This window comes from Microbacterium sp. NC79 (assembly GCF_019061125.1).
Taxonomy (GTDB): Bacteria; Actinomycetota; Actinomycetes; order Actinomycetales; family Microbacteriaceae; genus Microbacterium.
In genome coordinates, this window is the sequence record NZ_JAHQYI010000001.1 from 159,146 (window position 1) to 178,984 (window position 19,839).

15 protein-coding genes and 1 riboswitch are annotated in these 19,839 nt (G+C 63.7%); of the genes, 12 read left to right on the plus strand and 3 right to left on the minus strand.

Going from position 1 to position 19,839, the window contains the following annotated elements; all coding sequences use genetic code 11:
* Positions 1 to 56: 56 nt before the first annotated feature.
* The 3 genes from KTJ77_RS00755 (at position 57) to KTJ77_RS00765 (ending at position 5,454) form a co-directional block, all read left to right on the plus strand.
* On the plus strand, positions 57 to 1,784 hold the full coding sequence (locus KTJ77_RS00755) for an ABC transporter ATP-binding protein (RefSeq protein WP_217336623.1): 1,728 nt from the start codon (positions 57 to 59) through the stop codon (positions 1,782 to 1,784).
* A 65-nt stretch (positions 1,785 to 1,849) separates the two neighbouring features.
* Positions 1,850 to 3,889, plus strand: a complete 2,040-nt coding sequence (locus tag KTJ77_RS00760; protein WP_254367450.1) for an ABC transporter ATP-binding protein — start codon at positions 1,850 to 1,852, stop codon at positions 3,887 to 3,889.
* 137 nt (positions 3,890 to 4,026) lie between these two features.
* Entirely contained in the window at positions 4,027 to 5,454 is a 1,428-nt protein-coding gene (locus KTJ77_RS00765; RefSeq protein WP_217336625.1) for a serine hydrolase, read from the plus strand.
* A 114-nt stretch (positions 5,455 to 5,568) separates the two neighbouring features.
* Here the strand turns inward: KTJ77_RS00765 and KTJ77_RS00770 are convergent, their stop codons facing one another.
* A complete protein-coding gene (locus KTJ77_RS00770; protein ID WP_217336626.1) occupies positions 5,569 to 6,927 on the minus strand; it encodes a D-alanyl-D-alanine carboxypeptidase in 1,359 nt (452 codons plus the stop codon).
* A 51-nt stretch (positions 6,928 to 6,978) separates the two neighbouring features.
* Positions 6,979 to 7,089: riboswitch (TPP riboswitch) on the plus strand.
* Between KTJ77_RS00770 and KTJ77_RS00775 the strand changes: the two genes are divergently transcribed.
* The 3 genes from KTJ77_RS00775 to KTJ77_RS00785 all read left to right on the plus strand — a co-directional run bounded on the left by KTJ77_RS00775 (position 7,081) and on the right by KTJ77_RS00785 (position 9,940).
* Positions 7,081 to 7,710 carry an ECF transporter S component gene (locus KTJ77_RS00775; protein ID WP_217336627.1) on the plus strand — a complete coding sequence of 210 codons (630 nt, stop codon included), beginning with the start codon at positions 7,081 to 7,083 and terminating at the stop codon, positions 7,708 to 7,710. It overlaps the preceding riboswitch by 9 nt.
* Entirely contained in the window at positions 7,710 to 9,140 is a 1,431-nt protein-coding gene (locus KTJ77_RS00780; RefSeq protein ID WP_217336628.1) for an ABC transporter ATP-binding protein, read from the plus strand. The genes KTJ77_RS00775 and KTJ77_RS00780 overlap by 1 nt, the downstream gene beginning before the upstream one ends.
* Positions 9,137 to 9,940 carry an energy-coupling factor transporter transmembrane protein EcfT gene (locus KTJ77_RS00785; RefSeq protein WP_217336629.1) on the plus strand — a complete coding sequence of 268 codons (804 nt, stop codon included), beginning with the start codon at positions 9,137 to 9,139 and terminating at the stop codon, positions 9,938 to 9,940. The genes KTJ77_RS00780 and KTJ77_RS00785 overlap by 4 nt, the downstream gene beginning before the upstream one ends.
* A gap of 31 nt (positions 9,941 to 9,971) precedes the next feature.
* On the opposite strand, the gene KTJ77_RS00790 is transcribed toward KTJ77_RS00785, so the two are convergent.
* Together KTJ77_RS00790 and KTJ77_RS00795 are read right to left on the minus strand one after the other, a co-directional pair.
* Positions 9,972 to 10,709: an aminoglycoside 3'-phosphotransferase gene (locus KTJ77_RS00790; protein WP_217336630.1), complete on the minus strand. Its 738-nt coding sequence runs from the start codon at positions 10,707 to 10,709 to the stop codon at positions 9,972 to 9,974.
* 59 nt (positions 10,710 to 10,768) lie between these two features.
* Positions 10,769 to 11,122, minus strand: a complete 354-nt coding sequence (locus KTJ77_RS00795) for a DUF488 domain-containing protein (protein ID WP_217336631.1) — start codon at positions 11,120 to 11,122, stop codon at positions 10,769 to 10,771.
* 369 nt (positions 11,123 to 11,491) lie between these two features.
* Here KTJ77_RS00795 and KTJ77_RS00800 point away from each other — a divergent pair, with 369 nt between their 5' ends.
* From KTJ77_RS00800 to KTJ77_RS13630, 6 genes are all read left to right on the plus strand, one after another.
* Positions 11,492 to 12,247, plus strand: coding sequence for an SDR family NAD(P)-dependent oxidoreductase (locus KTJ77_RS00800; protein ID WP_217336632.1), 756 nt, complete (start codon positions 11,492 to 11,494; stop codon positions 12,245 to 12,247).
* Positions 12,247 to 13,023 (plus strand): enoyl-CoA hydratase/isomerase family protein, encoded by a 777-nt coding sequence (locus tag KTJ77_RS00805; protein WP_217336633.1) that lies wholly within the window; start codon positions 12,247 to 12,249, stop codon positions 13,021 to 13,023. Before KTJ77_RS00800 ends, KTJ77_RS00805 begins: the two co-directional genes overlap by 1 nt.
* Positions 13,024 to 13,854, plus strand: coding sequence for an NAD(P)-dependent oxidoreductase (locus tag KTJ77_RS00810; protein WP_217336634.1), 831 nt, complete (start codon positions 13,024 to 13,026; stop codon positions 13,852 to 13,854). It abuts the gene before it with no gap.
* Between the two features lie 283 nt (positions 13,855 to 14,137).
* Positions 14,138 to 15,676 carry an HNH endonuclease signature motif containing protein gene (locus KTJ77_RS00815; RefSeq protein ID WP_217336635.1) on the plus strand — a complete coding sequence of 513 codons (1,539 nt, stop codon included), beginning with the start codon at positions 14,138 to 14,140 and terminating at the stop codon, positions 15,674 to 15,676.
* 88 nt (positions 15,677 to 15,764) lie between these two features.
* Positions 15,765 to 16,583, plus strand: coding sequence for an ammonia-dependent NAD(+) synthetase (nadE, locus tag KTJ77_RS00820; protein ID WP_217336636.1), 819 nt, complete (start codon positions 15,765 to 15,767; stop codon positions 16,581 to 16,583).
* Positions 16,584 to 16,862: 279 nt separating this feature from the next.
* Entirely contained in the window at positions 16,863 to 19,775 is a 2,913-nt protein-coding gene (locus KTJ77_RS13630) for a putative Ig domain-containing protein (protein WP_217336637.1), read from the plus strand.
* The last annotated feature ends 64 nt before the right edge of the window (positions 19,776 to 19,839 follow it).

The window sequence follows — 19,839 nt, forward strand, 5'->3', positions numbered from 1 at the left end:
TCTCCTTGCCCCTTTTTGCCCACCGGCGGAAAAGGGAGACCTGAATCGGAGAGACAGTGCTCAGAAAACTCCTCATCAGGTACATGAAACCGTACCGGGGCTGGCTCATCGCCGTGCTCTTCTTTCAAGCCGCCGCGGTATTGGCATCGCTGTACCTTCCCAACCTCAATGCCGACATCATTAACGAGGGTGTCGCAAAGGGTGACACTAACTACATCTGGACGCGCGGCGGGTTCATGCTCGCGATCGCGTTCGGTCAGATCGTCGCATCGATCATCGCCACCTTCTTCGCGGCCCGCGCAGCCATGTCTGCCGGTCGCGACATCCGCGGCGACGTGTATACCCGCGTCAGCGACTTCTCGGAGCGTGAGATTTCACACTTCGGCGCTGGATCTCTGATCACCCGCAACACGAACGATGTGCAGCAGGTGCAGATGCTCGCCATGATGGGTGCCACGATGCTCGTGCAGGCACCGCTCATGGCGATCGGCGGCATCATCATGGCGCTGCGCCAAGACGTCGGACTTTCGTGGCTGATCGCGGTCGCGGTGCCCATCCTCCTGGTGTTCGCCCTCTTCATCATCAGCCGCATGGTTCCGGCGTTCCGTCAGTACCAAAAGAAGCTTGACGCCGTAAACCTGGTGCTGCGCGAACAGCTCACCGGTGTGCGCGTGGTGCGCGCGTTCGTGCGCGAGCGCATTGAAGAAGAGCGCTTCCGTGAGGCAAACGACGGCATCCTGGCAATCGGCCGCTGGATCGGTTCGCTCTTTGTCGTACTCTTCCCCGTCGCCATGCTGGTGCTCAACGTCACGATTGTGGGCGTTGTCTGGTTCGGCGGCATCGAGGTCAATAACGGCAACACCAGCTTCGGCACGATCTTCGCGTTTATGCAGTACATCGGCCTCATCCTGATGGGTGTGCTGATGGCCAGCTTCATGACGATGATGATCCCGCGCGCTGCCGTGTCGGCCGACCGTATCGGCGAAGTGCTTGACCACGACTCCACGCTTGCGGCTCCCGCAAACCCGGTGTTCGACTTTCCGGAGCGCGGTGTCGTGCGATTCGACAACGTGACGTTCCAGTACCCGGGTGCGGAAGCCCCCGTCGTGCACAACGTGTCGTTTGAAGCGCGTGCAGGCGAGACCGTCGCGATTGTTGGTTCCACAGGCTCAGGTAAGACGACCGTGGTGTCGCTTCTGCCGCGCCTGTTCGATGTCACCGCTGGGCGCGTGCTCGTGGGCGGCGTCGACGTGCGCGACGCCGACCCGGAGAGCCTGTGGGCCCAGCTCGGCCTGGTTCCGCAGAAATCCTTCCTGTTTAGCGGAACCATCGCCTCGAACCTGCGCTTTGGTCGCGAAGAAGCCACAGACGAAGAGCTGTGGAAGGCGCTGGAGATCGCACAGGGCAAGGACTTCGTCGCCGAAATGCCTGACGGCCTTGAGTCGGCGATTGCCCAGGGCGGAACCAACGTGTCGGGTGGCCAGCGACAGCGCCTCGCGATTGCGCGTGCCCTGGTGCGCCAGCCGGAGATTCTGATCTTCGACGACTCGTTCTCCGCCCTCGACGTGACCACCGATGCGAAACTGCGGCAGGCACTGTGGGCAGCGCTTCCGAACGTCACCAAGATCGTGGTCGCGCAGCGTGTGTCGACCATCACCGATGCTGACCGCATCATCGTGCTGGAAGACGGACAGATCGTGGGTGCCGGAACGCACGCCGAACTATCCGCCACCAACGAGACGTACCGCGAAATCGTCGAATCGCAGCTGGGAGTTGACGCATGAGTGATGTCACGTCGCTGACCGACGCGGAAATCGCGGCGGCAGAGGAAGAAGAAAACGCCAAGCAGATGGAACTCGCCATGCAATCGGGCGAGTGGGCGCAGGGCGGTAAGGCCAAGAACTTCTGGCCGAGCTTCAAGCGCATGATCGGCGTGCTCGCGCCATACAAATGGGCGTTCATCGCGGTGTCGTTGCTTGGCGCCGTCGGCGTTGTGCTGTCGGTGTGGGCACCGACCGTTTTGGGTAACGCAACCAACGTCGTGTTTGAGGGCTTCCTCAACACGCAGTTGGGGTCGCAAGTGCCTGCCGGAACCACGCAAGACGCTTTCGTTGAGATGTTGCGTACCGCAGGTCAGCAGGAGTTCGCGAACACCATCGCGAAGATGAGTGACTTCAACCCCGGTGCAGGCATCGACTTCACGAAGCTGCGCGAAACGATCGTGTTCGTGATGGGGCTGTACGTGTTCTCGGCCATTCTCGGCTGGGTGCAGGGCTACGTCGTCAACATCGTCATGGTGAAGGCGATGTTCCGCCTGCGCGCGCAGATCGAAGAGAAGATCAACCGCCTGCCGCTGTCGTACTTCGACAAGGTGCAGCGTGGTCAGCTGATTTCGCGCGTCACCAACGACGTCGACAACATCACGCAGACGATGCAGCAGGCGCTGTCCAGCGCCATCACATCGATTCTCACCGTGGTGGGCGTGCTCATCATGATGTTCTCGATCTCGTGGTTGCTCGCGCTGGTCGCCCTGGTGTCGCTGCCGCTCATGGCAGTCGTCTTCGGCATCATCGGCCCGCGCTCGCAGAAAGCCTTCAAGGCGCAGTGGGGCAAGGTGGGAGCGTTGAACGCCCGCGTCGAGGAATCCTTCTCGGGTCACGCGCTGGTCAAGGTCTTCGGCCGTGAGCAGGCTCAGATCGCTGCTTTCCAACAGGAGAACGAAGAGCTCTACCAGGCGAGCTTCCGTGCACAGTTCCTCTCCGGCATCATGATGCCTGCGATGACGTTCATCGGTAGCCTCACCTACGTCGGTATCGCCGTTGTGGGTGCACTGCAGGTCGCGGCTGGCAACTTGAACATCGGTAACGTGCAGTCCTTCCTGCAGTACGAGCAGATGTTCACCCAGCCGCTTTCGCAGCTCGGTGGCATGGCGACTGTCGTGCAGTCAGGTACCGCTTCGGCTGAGCGCGTTTTTGAGCTTCTCGATGCTGATGAGCAGGAGCCGGACGCGGAAAACGCCCCGGCCCTTGTTGAAGGTGCGGGTGTGATCGAGTTTGAGAACGTGGCATTTGCGTACACTCCTGACCGTCCGCTGATCAAGAACCTGTCGTTCCGGGTGGAGCCGGGTCAGACGGTTGCGATCGTCGGCCCGACGGGAGCAGGCAAGACCACGCTCGTGAACCTGCTGATGCGTTTTTACGAGCTTGACGGCGGGCGCATCCTGCTTGACGGCCAAGACATCGCCACGCTCACGCGCGATGATGTGCGCTCCCGCACCGGCATGGTGTTGCAGGATCCGTGGCTCTTCTCCGGAACCATTCGCGAAAACATTCGCTATGGCCGCGCGACTGCGACGGACGAGGAAATCGTCGAAGCCGCTGTTGCGACGCGTGTCGACAGGTTCGTGCACTCGCTTCCCGAGGGCTACGACACGGTGCTGGACGAAGATGCCTCCAATGTCTCGGCTGGTGAGCGTCAGCTCATTACGATCGCCCGTGCGTTTGTCGCGCAGCCGACCGTGCTGATCCTCGACGAAGCCACCAGCTCGGTCGACACCCGCACCGAGCTGCTGCTGCAGCACGCGATGGCTGCCCTGCGTGAGGGACGGACGTCGTTCGTGATCGCGCACCGGTTGTCGACGATTCGTGACGCCGACCTCATCCTCGTGATGGAGTCTGGTGACATTGTCGAGCAGGGCAACCACGAGCAGCTCATCGCGCAGCAGGGCGCCTACTGGCGCCTGTACCAGTCGCAGTTCGAGCAGGCTGTTGATGCGGAAACTGCCGAAGAGCAAATGGCGCAGTCGGCGAACCCGACGGAAGCAGTGGAGACACGTGCTGAGGAGGCTGTCGCTGAAGGCGCAACCGACCCTGCGGCTCCCACCGCCTAGCTGTATTGACACGAAACGTCCCGTCCGGAGTTCTTCCGGGCGGGACGTTTCACGTGGAACCCTGCCGCGTCCGCTCTGGTCGTTGAGCGAGCGGAGCGCGTCGAAACGCGCCGCATGTTATGTGGTTGGCTTGACGTATGACCCGCACTGATGACACTGTTGTTGCCGTTCTCCCTCAGTTGGAGCCCTTCCTCCGCGAGTGGATCGATACTCAGCGCGTGATGACGGGGGTGCCCGCCGTACAGGTTGCCGTGCGCCTCGGCTCGGACCTGCTGTTCTCCTACGCCTCCGGTGTGACGGACACGAACACGCGTGAACCCGTTACCACAGCGCACGCCTTCCGCATCGCTTCGCACTCCAAGACCTTCACGGCGACGCTCATCATGCAGCTCGTGGAACGCGGCGAACTGAGCCTCGACGCCACCGTCGGTTCCCTCATCCCGGAACTTGCTGACGCGCCGGTCGCATCACGCACCGTGCGCGCCCTGCTCGGGCACCAGGCCGGTGTCGAGCGTGACGGAACCGACGCGAACTGGTGGCAACGCACCAAGCTATTCCCGAATCGGAATGAACTCATTGCCGAGCTGCAGAGCGAAAGCGTCTACCCGGCTAATACGCACTTCCACTACTCAAACCTCGCCTACAGTCTGTTGGGCTTGATCATTGAGGCCGTCACCGGACGCGACTTCGCCGACGCGGCGCTCGATGTCGTTCCGGTGCTCTCCGCGTTCATGGGCGCACCCGCCACGATCGGGCCAGACCTGGGGCAGGGCGCTGAGGTCGACATCGTGTCAGGCCATGCCGCGCCGCTCGGGTATTGGCGCGATGGTGACACTGAAACCGTGTCGCCCGTCATCGCCCCCGTCGACACGCGCGCGCAGGCGTCAGCGACGGGATTCTGGGCCAACGCTGAGACCATTTCGGCATGGTTGAGCGCACACGCACTCGGCACCGAGCTGTTCCTCAACGACGATTCGAAGCGACTTATGCAGCGCAAGGAATCTACGATCACGAAGAACGGGCTGACGCGCTTTTATGGCCTCGGCTGGATTCAGCGCACGATCGGTACGCGTCACGTTATTGGGCACTCGGGTGGCTTCCCCGGCCACATCACACAGACGTGGGGCGACCCGAAGACGGGCCTCGCCGTCAGCGTGCTGACGAACCGCATTGATGGCAAGGCCAGCGACTGGGCAACCGCCATCATCAATCTGCTTGATGCGGCCGCCCGGGCCGTTACTGACGCCGACGGCGACGACGTCTCAGACGTGAACGGAACCTTCTGGGCGTTGTGGGGTGCGACGAGCATCGTCGCGCTGCCTGGCGTGGCCCTTCAGCTGTCCCCTGCTGCCGTTGACCCCGCTGGCGTTATGACGATCATGCACGGGGACGCCGATGGTGCGCTGCGCGCGGTAGCAGAGGACGGATTCGCCGACGCTGGCGAGATCATGGGCGTTGAACGTGATGATGCCGGGGTCTCGTCGATCACGGTGACCGGCATTACGAGCTGGCGCGAAGAGCTATACGCAGCCAAGCGCGAAGGGCTGCTGAACGGCGCGCTGTAGCGCGCGACACGAAAGCGTGAGGCGGGCTGGATGCGTTCCGGCTCGCCTCGTTCGCGCAACAACCCGGACGCTCGGACGGTTAACGAGCGAAGCGACCGAGACGAAACGCCCTACCTATACCAGGCCCCACAGCTCGAGCGGGTGAGTCAGACGCCACCACGCTGAGGGGCCGGGCAGATCAGACGCCAACACGACCTCGGTGACACGTTCGTTGAGCGGACCGGTCACGGTGAGCGCACCGGCCTTGGCGCCCTTGTCCCACTCGTCGCCAAGGTCGAGCTGTGCGGCGGTGGTGCCGGTCGCGCTGTTCCAGAGGATGAGGGTCGAGTCGGTTGCGGTGCGCAGTTCGGCCTGCGCGCCCCAGGCCGTCGCGACGTTTCCGACGGCGGTGCCTGCTGGCACGGCGTTTGTCGGCGCCAGGGCGACCTCGAGGTCAGCCAGGAGACGGCGCGATTCAGCGTCGCGGGTCTCCGGATCAGCCTGATCGATAACCGATGCTGTCAACCGCACCGTGGTGCCGTCGATCGTGACGTCTTTCGCCGTCAGCAGGTTGAACCCTTCGAGGGAACCCGTCTTCACGCCAATGACGCCAGCGTCAGCCAGCAGGGCGTTGGTATTGGTGACCGGTTCGGCGTTGCCTGGGATCTCCGCAACCGGGGTCGCCACGATCTCAGCGAACACCGGGTGCTGCAGTGCGACCTCGGCGAGGCGGGAGAGGGAACCGGGAACGGCTGCGTTTGCCGGGTTAATTCCGGTGGGTTCGGCGACCGTGATTCCGGTGATCCCGTTGCGGTTCAACCACTCCATAGCCGCAGCGGCATATTCTTCGTCGCTGTTCCAGATTTCCTCAGCGAGGAAGTCGGTGTAGTTGCCTGCTGAGCCCATCAGGATGCCCTGAAGCAGCTGGTACTCGGTGAGGGTGCCATCGACCGGAACGTCGAGAGCCGACTCGTTATTGCGCAGGTAGTCCCAGTACAGGTTGCTGTCGTATTGCGTGAAGTAATACTCAGGGCCTTGCTCGCCAGGAGCGAGGGGGAGCGCTTCGAGAATAACCATGGCGGTAATCACCTTGGTGATGCTCGCCATCGACTCCTGTTCAAACGTGCTCGAAACGCTACCCATACTCTGCACGCCGACACCTGCGGAACCTTGAATGGGCCAGGAGGGGAGCGCGGGGGCTGCTGCCGTTACGGAGACCGGAGTCTTGGTGACGGTGGGTGCAATGTTTGTCAGCGGAAAAAGCAGGGTGGCACCGAGATAACTCGCCGCGAGACCAGCGAGCAGAGCCGCCGGAACGATAACGCGAGCGATGCCACGCTTGAGCGGCTTGCCCTCGAGGAGGTCAAGCGAATCGGGCTCTGGGAAAGCCTGAGTGTGACGGCTCGTCAGCCATTCGGCGGTCACCCACCCCAACACCGGCTTGTCGTCGGTGGGGCGCTGTTCGGGCGCATCAGGTTCGGCGAGTTGAGTCACCCGCCCAATTTACCCTGCCGGGCTGTGAATCCGAGTTCATGGTTATACTCAGATCAACCCCACGGGAGTTCGGTGTGCACCGGGCTGAGAGGAAGCGAAAACGCTTCGACCGTTAAACCTGATCTGGATAATGCCAGCGAAGGAAGGAATTGCATGAATTCGTCTGCCCTTTTGTCTGCGGAAGACCGCGCCCTCACCGCATCGGTGTGGAAGTGGCGCGTTGTCGACATCGTCATGGCGAGCATCATCGCCGTCGCATGTGCGGTGCTCTTTATTGCGTGGAACTTCGCCTACGAGGTTCCGTCTGGCCTCTTGAAGCCGTTGCTTCCCGGCCTGCAGGGACTGCTTGCCGGTCCGTGGCTCATCGCTGGCGTGCTTGCCGGTCTCATTGTGCGCAAGCCAGGAGCCGCACTGTTCGCCGAGGTGGTTGCCGCTTCGATTTCGGCGCTCGCCGGAAACCAGTGGCAAGCACTCACCCTGGTGTCTGGTCTCGTCCAGGGCCTCGGCGCTGAGATTGTCTTCCTGATTGTGCTGTACCGCGTCTACAAGCTGCCGATTGCGATTCTGGCCGGTGCCGCTGCGGGTCTTGGCGCCGGAATCCTGGACCGTTTCCTGTGGTACGGCGCGATGGACAACGCGTTCGCCGTGACCTACATCTCGTCGACCACGATCTCCGGTGCCGTTATCGCCGGTCTCGGCTCGTGGGTCATCATGAAGGGCCTCGGAAAGGCTGGCGCTCTCAGCCGCTTCGCCGCGGGGCGCGAGGTTTCGCAGCGCGTCTAATGGCTGTTCGTCTGCAGGTCGATTCGTGGGCCTGGCGCTACTCCACCCGTAAGAAATGGGCGGTGACAAACGCCACGTTCACGATTGAGCCGGGCGAGCGCGTGCTGCTGCTCGGTGCGAGTGGTTCAGGCAAGTCAACACTGCTGCACGCCTTCGCTGGCGTGCTCGCCGACGATGAGGGGGAATCCCTCGGAACCATGAGCGTTGATGGCGCGCCCGTCGCGTCCCAGCGGGGTCGGGTGGGGCTGGTGCTGCAAGACCCAGACACGCAGGCCGTGCTGTCGCGGGTCGGCGACGATGTCGCGTTTGGCATGGAGAACCTGGGCGTTGCACACGAGGAAATGCGGCCGCGCGTTGACGCCGCCCTCGACGCGGTCGGCCTCGACGTCAACCTTGACCGGTCCACGGCCGCCCTGTCCGGCGGGCAGAAACAACGGCTCGCGCTTGCCGGCGTGTTGGCGATGCAGCCGGGCGCCATCCTCCTGGATGAGCCGACGGCAAACCTGGACCCCGCGGGTGTGCGGGAAGTGCGTGATGCCGTGCTGCGTACGGTGGATCGCACCGGTGCCACGCTCGTGATTGTGGAACACCGCACCGAGGTGTGGCTCGACATTGTGACGCGCGTCATCGTGCTGGGTCCCGACGGTGTGATTGCCGATGGCAGTCCGACAGCCGTGTTGCGCGAGCGTGGTGCCGAGTTGGCTGCTGCCGGCGTATGGGTGCCTGGGCATCCGCCGCAGCACCCCGCCCCCGCCGCGCACGCCAGGGGTGGGGTGCTGCTGGAGGCCGCTGGCCTGCAGGTCGCGCGGGTAAAGAAGCATCCCGTCGCCGGGCCGATCGATCTGTCTGTGCACGCGGGCGAAGTGATCGGGATTGTCGGCCCTAATGGTGCCGGAAAGTCCACCCTCGGGCTGACCCTCGCTGGCCTCATTCCCGCACACGCTGGTTCCGTTCGTGCCAGCGAAGAGCTCGCAGGCATGGCGCAACAGGATCCGTTTCGGTGGACATCCCGCCAACTTCTGACCCGGATCGGAACCGTGCTGCAGGAGCCGGAGCACCAGCTGATTGCGCGGACGGTGCGTGATGAGATCGCGGTCGGCCCGCGTGCGCTGGGTCTTGATGAGGACGAAGTGTCCGCTCGCGTCGACGAGCTGATGGGGCGGCTGCGGCTTTCGCATGTGGCGGGTGCGAACCCCTACACGCTGTCGGGTGGCGAACAGCGCCGCCTGACGGTGGGCGCGATGCTCGCGACCAGGCCTCGGGTGCTGGTGCTGGACGAACCCACATTTGGGCAGGACGCCGTGACGTGGTCTGAGCTTGTTGGGCTGATGGCCATGCTGCGCGATGCCGGGCACTCGCTCGTTGTGGTGACTCACGACGCCGAAGTGTCGCGTGCACTGCATGCCAGGCGCGTGGAGGTGACGGGATGAGCGGTGTGGTGTTGGATTCGCCGCGCACCCGGACCGGCCCGATCGTATCGCGCAGTGCCCTTGCCAAGTTGGGCGGCGCGTTGGCGCTATCGATTCCGCTGGTGCTGACGGTTGATTTGGTCTCCGCCGCGGTCGGACTGCTGTTGGGTCTCGCCATCATTTTGTGGTCGGGGCTGACGCCGCGCGAATTTTTCCTTCGGACGCTGCCGATCTGGATCGCGGCGCCGTCGGTGTTCATTACGGTGTCGCTGTACGGCGTGCCGAGCGGCGCGATTCTGTTCGAGTGGGGCGTGGTGCGCGTCTCAGAAGGATCACTCCACCTTGCCGCGGCGTCCGCACTGCGCCTGTTCGCGGTGGGGTTGCCCTCGATTGCGATGTTTGCGTCGATTGACCCGACTGACCTCGCCGACGGCCTCATTCAGAAGCTGCGCCTGTCGCCGCGCTTCGTGATGGGGGCGCTCGCTGCGATGCGTCTGCTTGGTCTGCTGGCTAACGACGCTCGCTCGCTCGCGCTCGCCCGCCGGGCACGCGGGGTCGCCGATCACGGCCGCATTCGCCGGTTCTTCGGCGCAGCGTTCGCGCTGTTTGTGTTGGCGATTCGGCGCGGAACCACGCTGTCGACCGCCATGGAAGCGCGCGGATTCGGGGTGCCAGGGGTGCGCCGCACTCACGCGCGTGTGGCCCCGTTTGATGGGCGTGATTGGGCGCTGATCGCGGTATGCGCGCTGATTTCGGGCATCGCCGTGGGCGTTGCGGTAGCGACGGGCGCCTGGAACTTCGTCTTCACGATTGCCGCATAGCGTCGGCTTGTCACCGCCGCGATGCGACGTCTTACGTCGCGTTCCACAGATCGCGGTAGTACGCGAGGCGGTCGCGGTCGGGCTCGAGCCCGTATGCCTCGATGAGCAGGTCTTCGTAGCCGGGGCCGTAGTTGTGCACCGTGTTCATGCTGGCCACGGCGATATCGGCCCAGCGGTCACCGATGCCGAGGGCACCGAAGTCCACGTGCGCGATGGGATCACCCGCGGCGTTGAGAAGCGTGTTGGGGGCGCAGGCATCGCCGTGACAAACCACGAGGGCATCGTCGAGCGGGGGCGTTTGCAGGTGCTCGGCAATGACGAGTCCGCGGGCTTCGGCCTCACCGATTCGGCCGTAGGCGTCCCACAGCCAGCGGCACTCTGACAAGGGGAGGGTGTCATGAAGGTGACGAAGCCCGCGCCCGATCGCGGCGACAGCAACCTCCGGGCGAGCGATCCATTCGGGAGCGACAGCCGTGGTTCCGTCAATTCCCTCGGTGACGAGCCATTCGTGCGTGTGGTCGGCGCCGACTTCAACGACGACCGGCACCCGCGTGTATTGCCCAGCCCAGCTCAGGCGCTCTGCCTCGTCGAACAGGGAGACCTCAGGGTCGTGGGGTCCGTACTTAATGAAGCGCGTGGTTCCGTCGCTCGCCACCGCTCGAAAAGTGACACCCCCGATGCCATTGACCCATACCGGGGTAAGAGTAGCGTCGCCTGCCAAGTCGAGAACGGTGGGCGCGATCGGAACGTCGCCGGTGGGAATGCTCACCGTCTCAGGATGCCAGGTGCCGCGGGTCGCGGGGTGCCAAGACCGCGGAACCTGGGCGATCAGCTGTCGAGAATGTCGGCGAGCACGCGGGCGTGATTGTACACCTCGTCGTGCGCGGCGTAGACGAGGGTGACGGTGTCGTGCTCGTGCAGGGTTTCTCGGAGTTCGGCGACCGCGCTCGCGCTGTCGTGTTCGAGCTGATGGCGGTACTGCACGGCGTACGTCTCCCATTCATCGGCGCTCGCGGCATGCCAGGCCTTGCGTAGCTCGGGCGTCGGCGTGACATCCTTCGCCCAAAGATCGATCGCCGCGCGCTCTTTCGAAATGCCGCGCGGCCAGAGGCGGTCAACGAGCACCCGGAAGCCGTCAGTCGGCTCGGCCGCATCGTACGCACGCTTGAGCTGCAGCTTCATATGCTCACTCAACCATTTTTCTTGCGCACCCGACAGGGGAAAAAAGCTGTGGTTCCGGAACCACGGTGCCGCATGCGGAGAGCCTGCGGTATGTAGCGCGGGAGTGTGCGGGTGGTGAGTGTGGTGCCGGACGCGAGATGGCGTGAATATCGTGGAATGATGTGATGTTTCGACAGGTGCATGGCGTCGATTTGTGTCGCACGATGTGCCGATTCGACAGCCCAACGTGCTCGTGGTCCGAGGTGCCGCGTAGGCTGACACCCGGTGTCGTTTCGTGATGGAACGTCGCTGGTTCCTCGTTCCATTGTCGGTACGGGACGCGCTCGCCGTGTGGGGAGAGCGCAGGTTTGATGAGTTCGAAGGAGAGCTATGGATATCGCAGGCGCTAGTGCGCTCGTGACCGGCGGGGCCAGTGGCCTGGGTCTGGCCACGGCGAAGCGGCTGACGGCAGCGGGTGCTGTCGTGACGATTGTTGACCTGGAGTCGTCTCCGGGCGCTGACGTTGCGGCCTCGCTGGGCGGCTACTTTGTGGCCGCAGATGTCACCAACCCTGAGCAGATTGCCGCCGCTGTTGCTGCGGCCGCGACACGCGCACAACTGCGTGTTGTGGTGAACTGTGCGGGCATCGCCCCGCCGGCGAAGGTGCTGGACCGCGATGGCAACCCTGCCTCACTCGCCGACTTTGCAAAGGTCGTGCAGATCAACCTCGTCGGCACCTTTAACGTGCTGTCGCAGGCGGCTGCCGTCATGGCGAAGAACACCGGAACGGATGACCGTGGCGTCATCATCAACACCGCATCTGTCGCGGCTTTTGATGGGCAGATCGGCCAGCCCGCATACGCATCATCGAAGGGTGGCGTGCACGCGATGACGCTGCCGGTCGCTCGTGAATTGGCGCGTCACGGTATCCGCGTGTGCACGATTGCCCCCGGCATCATGGAGACGCCGATGCTCGCCGGTCTTCCGCAGGCGGCACAGGACTCCCTTGGCCAGCAGGTTCCGTACCCCTCGCGTCTCGGACGACCCGATGAATTTGCGGCGCTTGTGGCCCACATTGTTGACAACGACTATCTGAACGGCGAGACAATCCGTCTCGACGGCGCGATCCGAATGGCACCGAAATAATGAGCGAATCCCCCATCCTTCTTTCCGTCGTTGACGGACTCGCGCGCATCACGCTGAACCGCCCTGCGCGCATGAATGCGTTTGATCAGGCCCTGGCGCTCGCCTGGGCAGAAGTGACAGCCGAGGCAACCTCACGCGATGACGTCAAGGCGATTCTCCTTGACGCTGCCGGGCCGTCGTTCTGCGCGGGCGGTGACGTGCTTGCGATGGCGCAAGGCATGGGCGACTTCACGATCCAGGAGCTCGCACACACCATTAATGCCGGAATTCTCGCACTTGTGGAGTCGCCGATTCCGGTGGTTGCTGCCGCACACGGAACCACAGCTGGCGGCGGACTCGGAATTCTCCTTGCGAGCGACTACGTCATCGTTGGAGAGAACTCCAAGATCGGCAGCCTGTACGCCAATGTGGGCCTGACACCGGACCTTTCGGTGACGGCGAGCCTCGCGAAGGCGGTAGGTGAGCGTCGTGCGCTGCAGCTGGTGCTGTCCGATCGGCTGCTGTCAGCGCAGCAGGCGTTGGACTGGGGGCTCGTCGCAGAAGTTGTTGCCCCTGATGAGGTCAAGGTGCGTGCCGAGGAGGTTGCGCAGTCGTGGCTGGCTGGTGCCGCCGGTGCATACGGCCAGGCAAAGCGCCTGATCCGTTCGCAGCCCACCCGCACATTCGCTGAACAACTTTCCGAAGAAGCCCGCACGATCGATGCCGCACTCCACACGCCGGAAGCTCAGGCACGAGTGCAAGCATTCGCCGACCGTTCCGCCCGAAAGGCCAAATAAATGTCACTCGCAGGAAAAACCATCCTGATGTCCGGCGGTAGCCGTGGCATCGGTCTCGCGATCGCGCTGCGCGCGGCCGCTGACGGTGCCAACATTGCGTTGCTCGCCAAGACCGACACCCCGCACCCGTCCCTCGAAGGCACGATTCACACCGCCGCTGAGGCGATTGTCGCTGCCGGAGGGCGCGCGTTGGCGATCGTCGGCGACGTGCGTAATGACGATGACATCGCGCACGCCGTATTGAAGACGCGAGGCGAATTCGGCGGCATCGACATTGTCGTGAACAACGCGAGCGTCATCGACCTGTCCGGCTCGGTTGACCTCGCCGCGAAGAAGTACGACCTCATGCAAGATGTCAACGTGCGCGGAACCTTCATGCTGTCCCGCGCCGCGGTTCCGATTCTGCGCGAGTCCAGCAACCCGCACATTCTCTCGCTGTCGCCACCGCTGAACATTTCGCCCAAGTGGCTCGGAGCGCACACCGCGTACACGATGGCGAAGTACGGAATGACGATGGCAACTCTTGGCTTGGCAGCCGAATTTGCCGCCGACGGTATTGCCGCCAACGCGCTCTGGCCGCGCACGACCATTGCGACCGCAGCGGTGCAGAACCTCCTTGGCGGCGACAAGGTCATGGCCGCCTCCCGCACCCCCGAGATTTACGCTGACGCTGCCTACGCTGTGTTGAATCGCCCGTCTCGTGAGGCCACCGGAAACACCTACCTTGTCGAAGACGTCCTGGCGGAGGAAGGCGTGACGGACTTCTCCGGATACGCCGCCGTGCCCGGCACCCCCGACAACCGGTTGTTCCCGGACATTTTCCTGGACTAAGCACCGGGCGGTTGCGTGGGGCGCTTGGGCTTCCTGCGGAGCCTGTCGCGTGGTTCCGAATCGGGGCTACACCGTTTTGTCGGTGTAGCCCCGATTTTTTGCGCAATGGGCGGCCGTGTCGTGGCGGTAGTCGGCACGGTCGAGAGTCGGTTTTCTGGCGTTGAACTGTGCGCGATGCTCGCGTGCGTATGTCTCCGCTCAGGCTCAACGCTTCGAATATTTGTTCCATGAGAGTTTCATCATCTTAGAACAAATATGCTAGTAGTTGTGGGAGAATGGTCTCATGACGATCGATAGCATCAATGAAGTCCCGGCTGACCCGCCGGGTGCCTTCGTGTTCGCTGTCGATGCATTGCGTGAGATTCAGTCCGCGATGGCGGGGCTCGCTGCGATGGAGATGGCGCTATACGCCGCCGTCTTCGCCCAGGCGGAGAAAATGACGGCCGAGATGCCGTCGCCCGTTGGTGAACGAGAGATGGCGCTCCGCACAGCGAGCGCCGAGATTGGCGCTGCACTGCGAGTGAGTGACCGCACGGTGCAACGTCGCATGTCGCACGCGTGGGATGTCGCGCATATCTTTCCGCAGACCTTTGAGGCGCTGCGCGAGGGGCGCATCACGCCGGCTCACGTCAATGCGATTACTCGAGCGAGCGATGGGCTGCCAGCGGGAGATGCGCACGATAGGTATGAGGCGGCGGCTATCGAGCGTGCCGAGCAACTGTCGCCCGGGCGTCTTGCCGCAGTTCTGCCTGCTGTTGCGGCACAGATTCACGAGTGCGGTCTTGCGGAGCGTCATCAGCGTGCACGGGCGCAACGGCGGGTTGAGGTGCGAGATGTTGACGACGGAATGGCGGAGGTTCTTGCCGTTCTGCCCGCCATCATCGCCCACGGAATGTTTGACCGACTGACGTCGATGGCGAAAGCATGTCAGGCAGTCGATCCCGACGATGAACGGTCTCGCGATGAAATTCGTGCAGATATCCTCGGAGATCTCGTTCTCGGCGGCGGCCCGGTGGCGAGCGGCGACGCGCTGGCGGCGATCACCGCGCGTGTGCAGATTACGGTGCCGGTATTGACGGCAGCAGGCGTCACCGACGTCGGTACTGAACTGATCGGAACCGGGCCCATTGATGCAGAGACGGCGCGGCGATTGGTGGGTCCGGCCGCCGGATGGGATCGCGTGATGACACACCCCGTGAACGGCGCAATTCTGGCCATCGACCGCTACCGTCCCAATGAAGACCTGCGCCGCGCCCTGCGAGTGCGTGACGAGCACTGTCGATTCCCCGGGTGCCGCCAGCCGGCGCACCGATGCGACGCAGACCATAGTCATGCGGCGGCTGACGGAGGCGAAACGTGTCTAGACAATATGGCACTCCTGTGCCCGCGCCACCACGACATGAAGCACGCCGCAGCGTGGATCATCACGCACCTAGGTCGCGGGGTGCTGCGGTGGACGAGCCCCAGCGGGCGCACATATATCGACACACCGACCCCGACACTGCGATTCTTCCCCTCTAACCCCGACCCCGACCCCGGTTCCAGTCCGGGTTCTGGTCACGATTCGGATGCTGGCCCCGATCCGGGGACCCGGGGCGGCACTGGCGCTGGTGCTGATGTCAACGAGGATGCCCTTGCGGGTGCCAACGTGGCTGCCAATGCTGGTGCCAGCGTGGATACCAACACAGAGACCGATGCTGGGGGCGGTGAGAGTGCGAGCCGAGCTGACGCTGCGGCCGAGGCGCGGAAGGCGCATCGCCGGCGTCTCATGATGGGCGAACCACGCGGTGAGGGTTCCGAACTCGAGAGTGCCCCGTTCTGAGTACAGGCGCGCACCTTGAGGCATATCTCTCCCGGCGTCTGGGGGCGGCATACTGGGAGGGCGAGTTCAGCATCGAACGGAGAATGACGTGACGCTTCAGCAGGAAATCATTGCCGCCCTCGGGGTGCAGCCGACTATCGATCCTGGCGCTGAAGTTGAGCGTCGCGTCGAGTTTCTCGCTGACTACCTGCGCACGACCGGCGCGAAGGGTTTCGTGCTGGGCATTTCGGGTGGGCAAGATTCGACGCTCGGAGGACGACTCGCGCAACTCGCGGTTGAGCGCCGCCGCTCAGACGGAGCGGACGCGCAGTTCATCGCCGTCCGCCTGCCCTATAACGTGCAAAAGGATGAAGCCGATGCTCAGGCAGCACTCGACTTCATCAGCGCCGACCGTGAGCTCACCGTCAACATCGCGGCGGGTGTGCAGGGCATCGAAGCCGGAATTGAGGAGTCGGGCGACGAGATCAGCGACTTTCAGCGCGGCAACATCAAGGCGCGCGCCCGCATGGTCGTGCAATTTGCCCTCGCTGGCCAGCACGGCATGATCGTCATCGGAACCGACCACGCCGCCGAAGCGGTCACCGGCTTCTACACAAAGTTTGGCGACGGCGCAGCAGACATCCTGCCGCTCGCCGGCCTTACCAAGCGCCAGGGGCGTGCCATGCTTCTCGAACTCGGCGCTCCCGACCGACTTGCTTACAAGGAGCCCACGGCCGACCTCCTCGACGGAACCCCTGGTCGGCCTGACGAAGACGAACTCGGCCTCTCCTACGTCGATATCGATGACTATCTTGAGGGCCGCGAGATTGCGCCAGAAGTGGCCGCGAAACTCGAGGCAAAGTACCTCGGAAGCCGCCACAAGCGCTCACTCCCGGTCACCCCTGACGACACCTGGTGGCGCAACTAGGCCACCACGGCTTACTTCGCGCATCGCTAGCGCACCAATGCTCGCCTGACGCATCGCACATGCGCCGCTGATACTCGAGTTGCCACGACATCGGGCACCAATCGTGGCGCTTTCAGACATGAGGGTTGCGCCGCGAAATGTTGACGCGGTATAACTTTAGTTGCCGTGTATGGCCGGATGATGTTTTACCGGGGATAGCCGCGCGGCGCATCGTTGTCGTGCGCCATCGATCGTGCGGTCAACACTCTGACGAACCGATCAACAAAGAGGCCAAGAATCGTGAGCGACCCGACAACCACACCGACGCGTCACCGCCGTCGGGCACTCATCGCCGCAGCCCTCAGCCTCGGGCTCGTGATGGCCGCGCTACCTCTCCAACCGACTCCCAGCGCGCACGCGGCTGACGGGTTCCCGCTCGGCCAGGCGCTCATCATTGGGGTCGCCGCCGATAACTTCTCCACGAAAAATGTGAAGGGCATCGGTATCACGCCGAATGAGAAGCAGCCCGGAACCGTCATGATCTCCCGCGCCGACTACAACAATCTCTGCCTTGTCGTCGCTGGCCCGGGTGGTGTCTCCTGGTCCGAATGCACGGGCCGCGCCAACGTGAGCTGGATCATCGAGCCTCTCGACACGGCAACCTCCACCGACGCCGAACAACGCGACAACACGCTCGCCGCCAACAACGTTCGCCCCGGCTCCACGCAGCCGCGCTTCGTGGTTCGTAGCTGGCAGTACCCCGAGTACTGTCTCGCGCGCCCCGACTCCGGGTTCTTCGGTGAGAAGAAGATGTTTGCCCTCGTGAAATGCACCGCGGCCGAGACCGAAAAGAACAAGAGCACCCAGTTCGCGATTCAGAACGACCCCATCCTCGCGGAGTGGGAGTTCCTTCGGGCGCAGATGTTCGCCGGCGCCGTCGCGCTAAGCACCCGCACGAGCGGCGCCAAGAGCAACCTGTGGGTCAAGCCATTCGATGCCAACGACCAGCCGGTCGGCCAAACAGCACTCGCCACCGCAGATGGCTACTTCCTGCCGAGCGCCGTGGCCATCGACCCCGCTCTGTCTGACGCCGTCATTGGCAAGTACATCGTTTCGCAAGACTGCCCTCCAGGCGGGATGTGGTGGAGCGTGCGCAACTCATCCTCCTCGCCAGCGAGCTACGGCATTAGTTCCTCCGCGCAACGCACCGATGACTTCTCCTGGGGGCTCGATGGTTCCATCTCTCTGGAAAAGGAATTCTCGCTCCTCAAGGTGAAGGTCGGCGTCACGATTGGCGCGCACGTGGCGTGGAGCACCAGCCAGAGCCTCACGCGCGCCGACACAACGCAGATGACGATCGCGCCGGAGAAGTACGGATCGATCGTGGTTTCGACATACGGCAGCGTGATCAACGGCAACTGGAAGACCGGAACCGCGTATGACCGCGTCTGGAAGAGCAATGGTTCGTTCTCCATCGCCGAGAAGTCCGCGCAGAGCGTGCCCGAAACGATGCGCGACCTCCTCGAATCCAACGACCGTAAGTCTTGCCTCGCGCAGCCGCGTACAGACATTGAGCCGGGTGCGGCGTTCCGCGTGAACATCCCGGAGCAGCATGCGGCACCGGTCGTGGGTGACACCGTGACGGCAGATGTGACCTTCCGCGTTCCGGTCGACGCCGCTACCAACGCCCTTGACGTGCGCTACCAGTGGTTTGCGGGTGACATGCCGATTGTCGGTCAAAGCGCACCCACACTCGTCGTCACGCCAGACCTGGTTGGCAAGCAGCTCAGCTTCACCGCCTACGAAAACGGTGGAACCCAACGGTACGAAAGCCTGCTCTACTCGTCACAGCAGACGGCGCCGGTCGTCGTCACACCATCGACAGCCCCCACCCACGTGCTCCGCACGTCGGTTCATCTTCCTCTCGCCGAAGGCATTGTCGGTCGCCCCTACGAGCTGGCGATTCGCGACATCGACGGCATTGCCGACGACCTGCACCTGGACGCATCGTCGCTCCCCGCTGGTCTCACGTTCGATACGCACAGTGGAACCATCACGGGTGTTCCGACGCAGGTGGGTGCAACGCTCATCACGCTCCTCGAGGATGACAACCTGCCCATCACGGCCGAGATCGTCATCGACCCAGCGCCCACGGTGTTCCCGATCGAATCCGGCACCGTCGTGCAGGCCGGTGACGCGCTGGTCTGGCCCCTCGTGCTCGAGGCTGCCACCGACGCGACCTACGCCATCGATTTCGTTACCGCAGACGGCCGCGCCACGGCGATTCCGGCGGGACTGAACGTCGTCACGACGGACGCCGGTGTGCCGGTACTGAGCGGAACCCCGACCACCGGTGCCGACATCATCGTGCGTGTCACGGAGCAGAGCCCGCACGCCGCAGGCGACGCGCGCCAGATCGTCAACGACATGCAGCTCATGATTGACGATTCCACCACCCTCGTACACAACGACGGCGACGTCATCGAGCTGCCGCATGGCGAGCACGTCACCGTTCCGCTCGCAGAGATCCTTAACCAGGCAGATGCCGTTGGCGTGCAGGGTGCGCTGCCCGCTGGCCTGGTTTTCGACGCGGAGAGCGGAACCATCGTGGGCACGCCGGAAGCGCCTGGCGCCACCGCGGTTGTCATCACCACCGCGCAGTCAGCACGTTCGGCGACCGTGACGATCGAGGTCTTCGGCGCCCCGCAGATCACCGTCGAACGCATGCCAGACGCGGCGACGTTCGATCCGTCAGACAACGCCGCAGAGTCCACCGACATGGTGTGGCACGCATCCGCCCCAGGTGCTGATGCGATGACTGCCGTGCTGCGCGCAAAGAATGGTTCCGTCATCGACGAATGGATGATCACCACGTCGACGCACGGCGCGGAGCTCGACATTTACCTGGCAGCCCTCCCCGAGCGTGCGGGCGACTACGTGATCGACATCACGGCGACCAACCAGGTCGGTGAAACGCATCACAGCATCGCGGTCACCGTTCAGGGCGCCGATGAGCCGGCCACGCCGACGCCTGAGCCGACGTCTGAGCCGACCCCTGAGCCGACATCCGCATCGGGTGCAGGCGGCGCTCCCAGTGCAGAAACCGGCCTGCCGGTAACCGGAACCTCAGATGCGATGCCCGGGCTGTTGATCGCTGCAGGACTGCTCGCTGTGGGCATGCTTCTCGCCTGGCGTCGGCGCGTACGGGCCTAGCGCTTCCTCCAAAAAACACAAAAGGAGTTGCCCTTAGGTAACGTTTCCACCCGATTCCCGGCCC

Coding starts and splice junctions, on each gene's coding strand:
- KTJ77_RS00810 (WP_217336634.1), top strand. CDS start 13,024: ATGTCACTCGCAGGAAAAACCATCCTGATGTCCGGCGGTAGCCGTGGC.
- KTJ77_RS00780 (WP_217336628.1), top strand. CDS start 7,710: ATGGCTGTTCGTCTGCAGGTCGATTCGTGGGCCTGGCGCTACTCCACC.
- KTJ77_RS00775 (WP_217336627.1), top strand. CDS start 7,081: ATGAATTCGTCTGCCCTTTTGTCTGCGGAAGACCGCGCCCTCACCGCA.
- KTJ77_RS00800 (WP_217336632.1), top strand. CDS start 11,492: ATGGATATCGCAGGCGCTAGTGCGCTCGTGACCGGCGGGGCCAGTGGC.
- KTJ77_RS00795 (WP_217336631.1), bottom strand. CDS start 11,122: ATGAAGCTGCAGCTCAAGCGTGCGTACGATGCGGCCGAGCCGACTGAC.
- KTJ77_RS00760 (WP_254367450.1), top strand. CDS start 1,850: ATGGAACTCGCCATGCAATCGGGCGAGTGGGCGCAGGGCGGTAAGGCC.
- KTJ77_RS00805 (WP_217336633.1), top strand. CDS start 12,247: ATGAGCGAATCCCCCATCCTTCTTTCCGTCGTTGACGGACTCGCGCGC.
- KTJ77_RS00815 (WP_217336635.1), top strand. CDS start 14,138: ATGACGATCGATAGCATCAATGAAGTCCCGGCTGACCCGCCGGGTGCC.
- KTJ77_RS00765 (WP_217336625.1), top strand. CDS start 4,027: ATGACCCGCACTGATGACACTGTTGTTGCCGTTCTCCCTCAGTTGGAG.
- KTJ77_RS00785 (WP_217336629.1), top strand. CDS start 9,137: ATGAGCGGTGTGGTGTTGGATTCGCCGCGCACCCGGACCGGCCCGATC.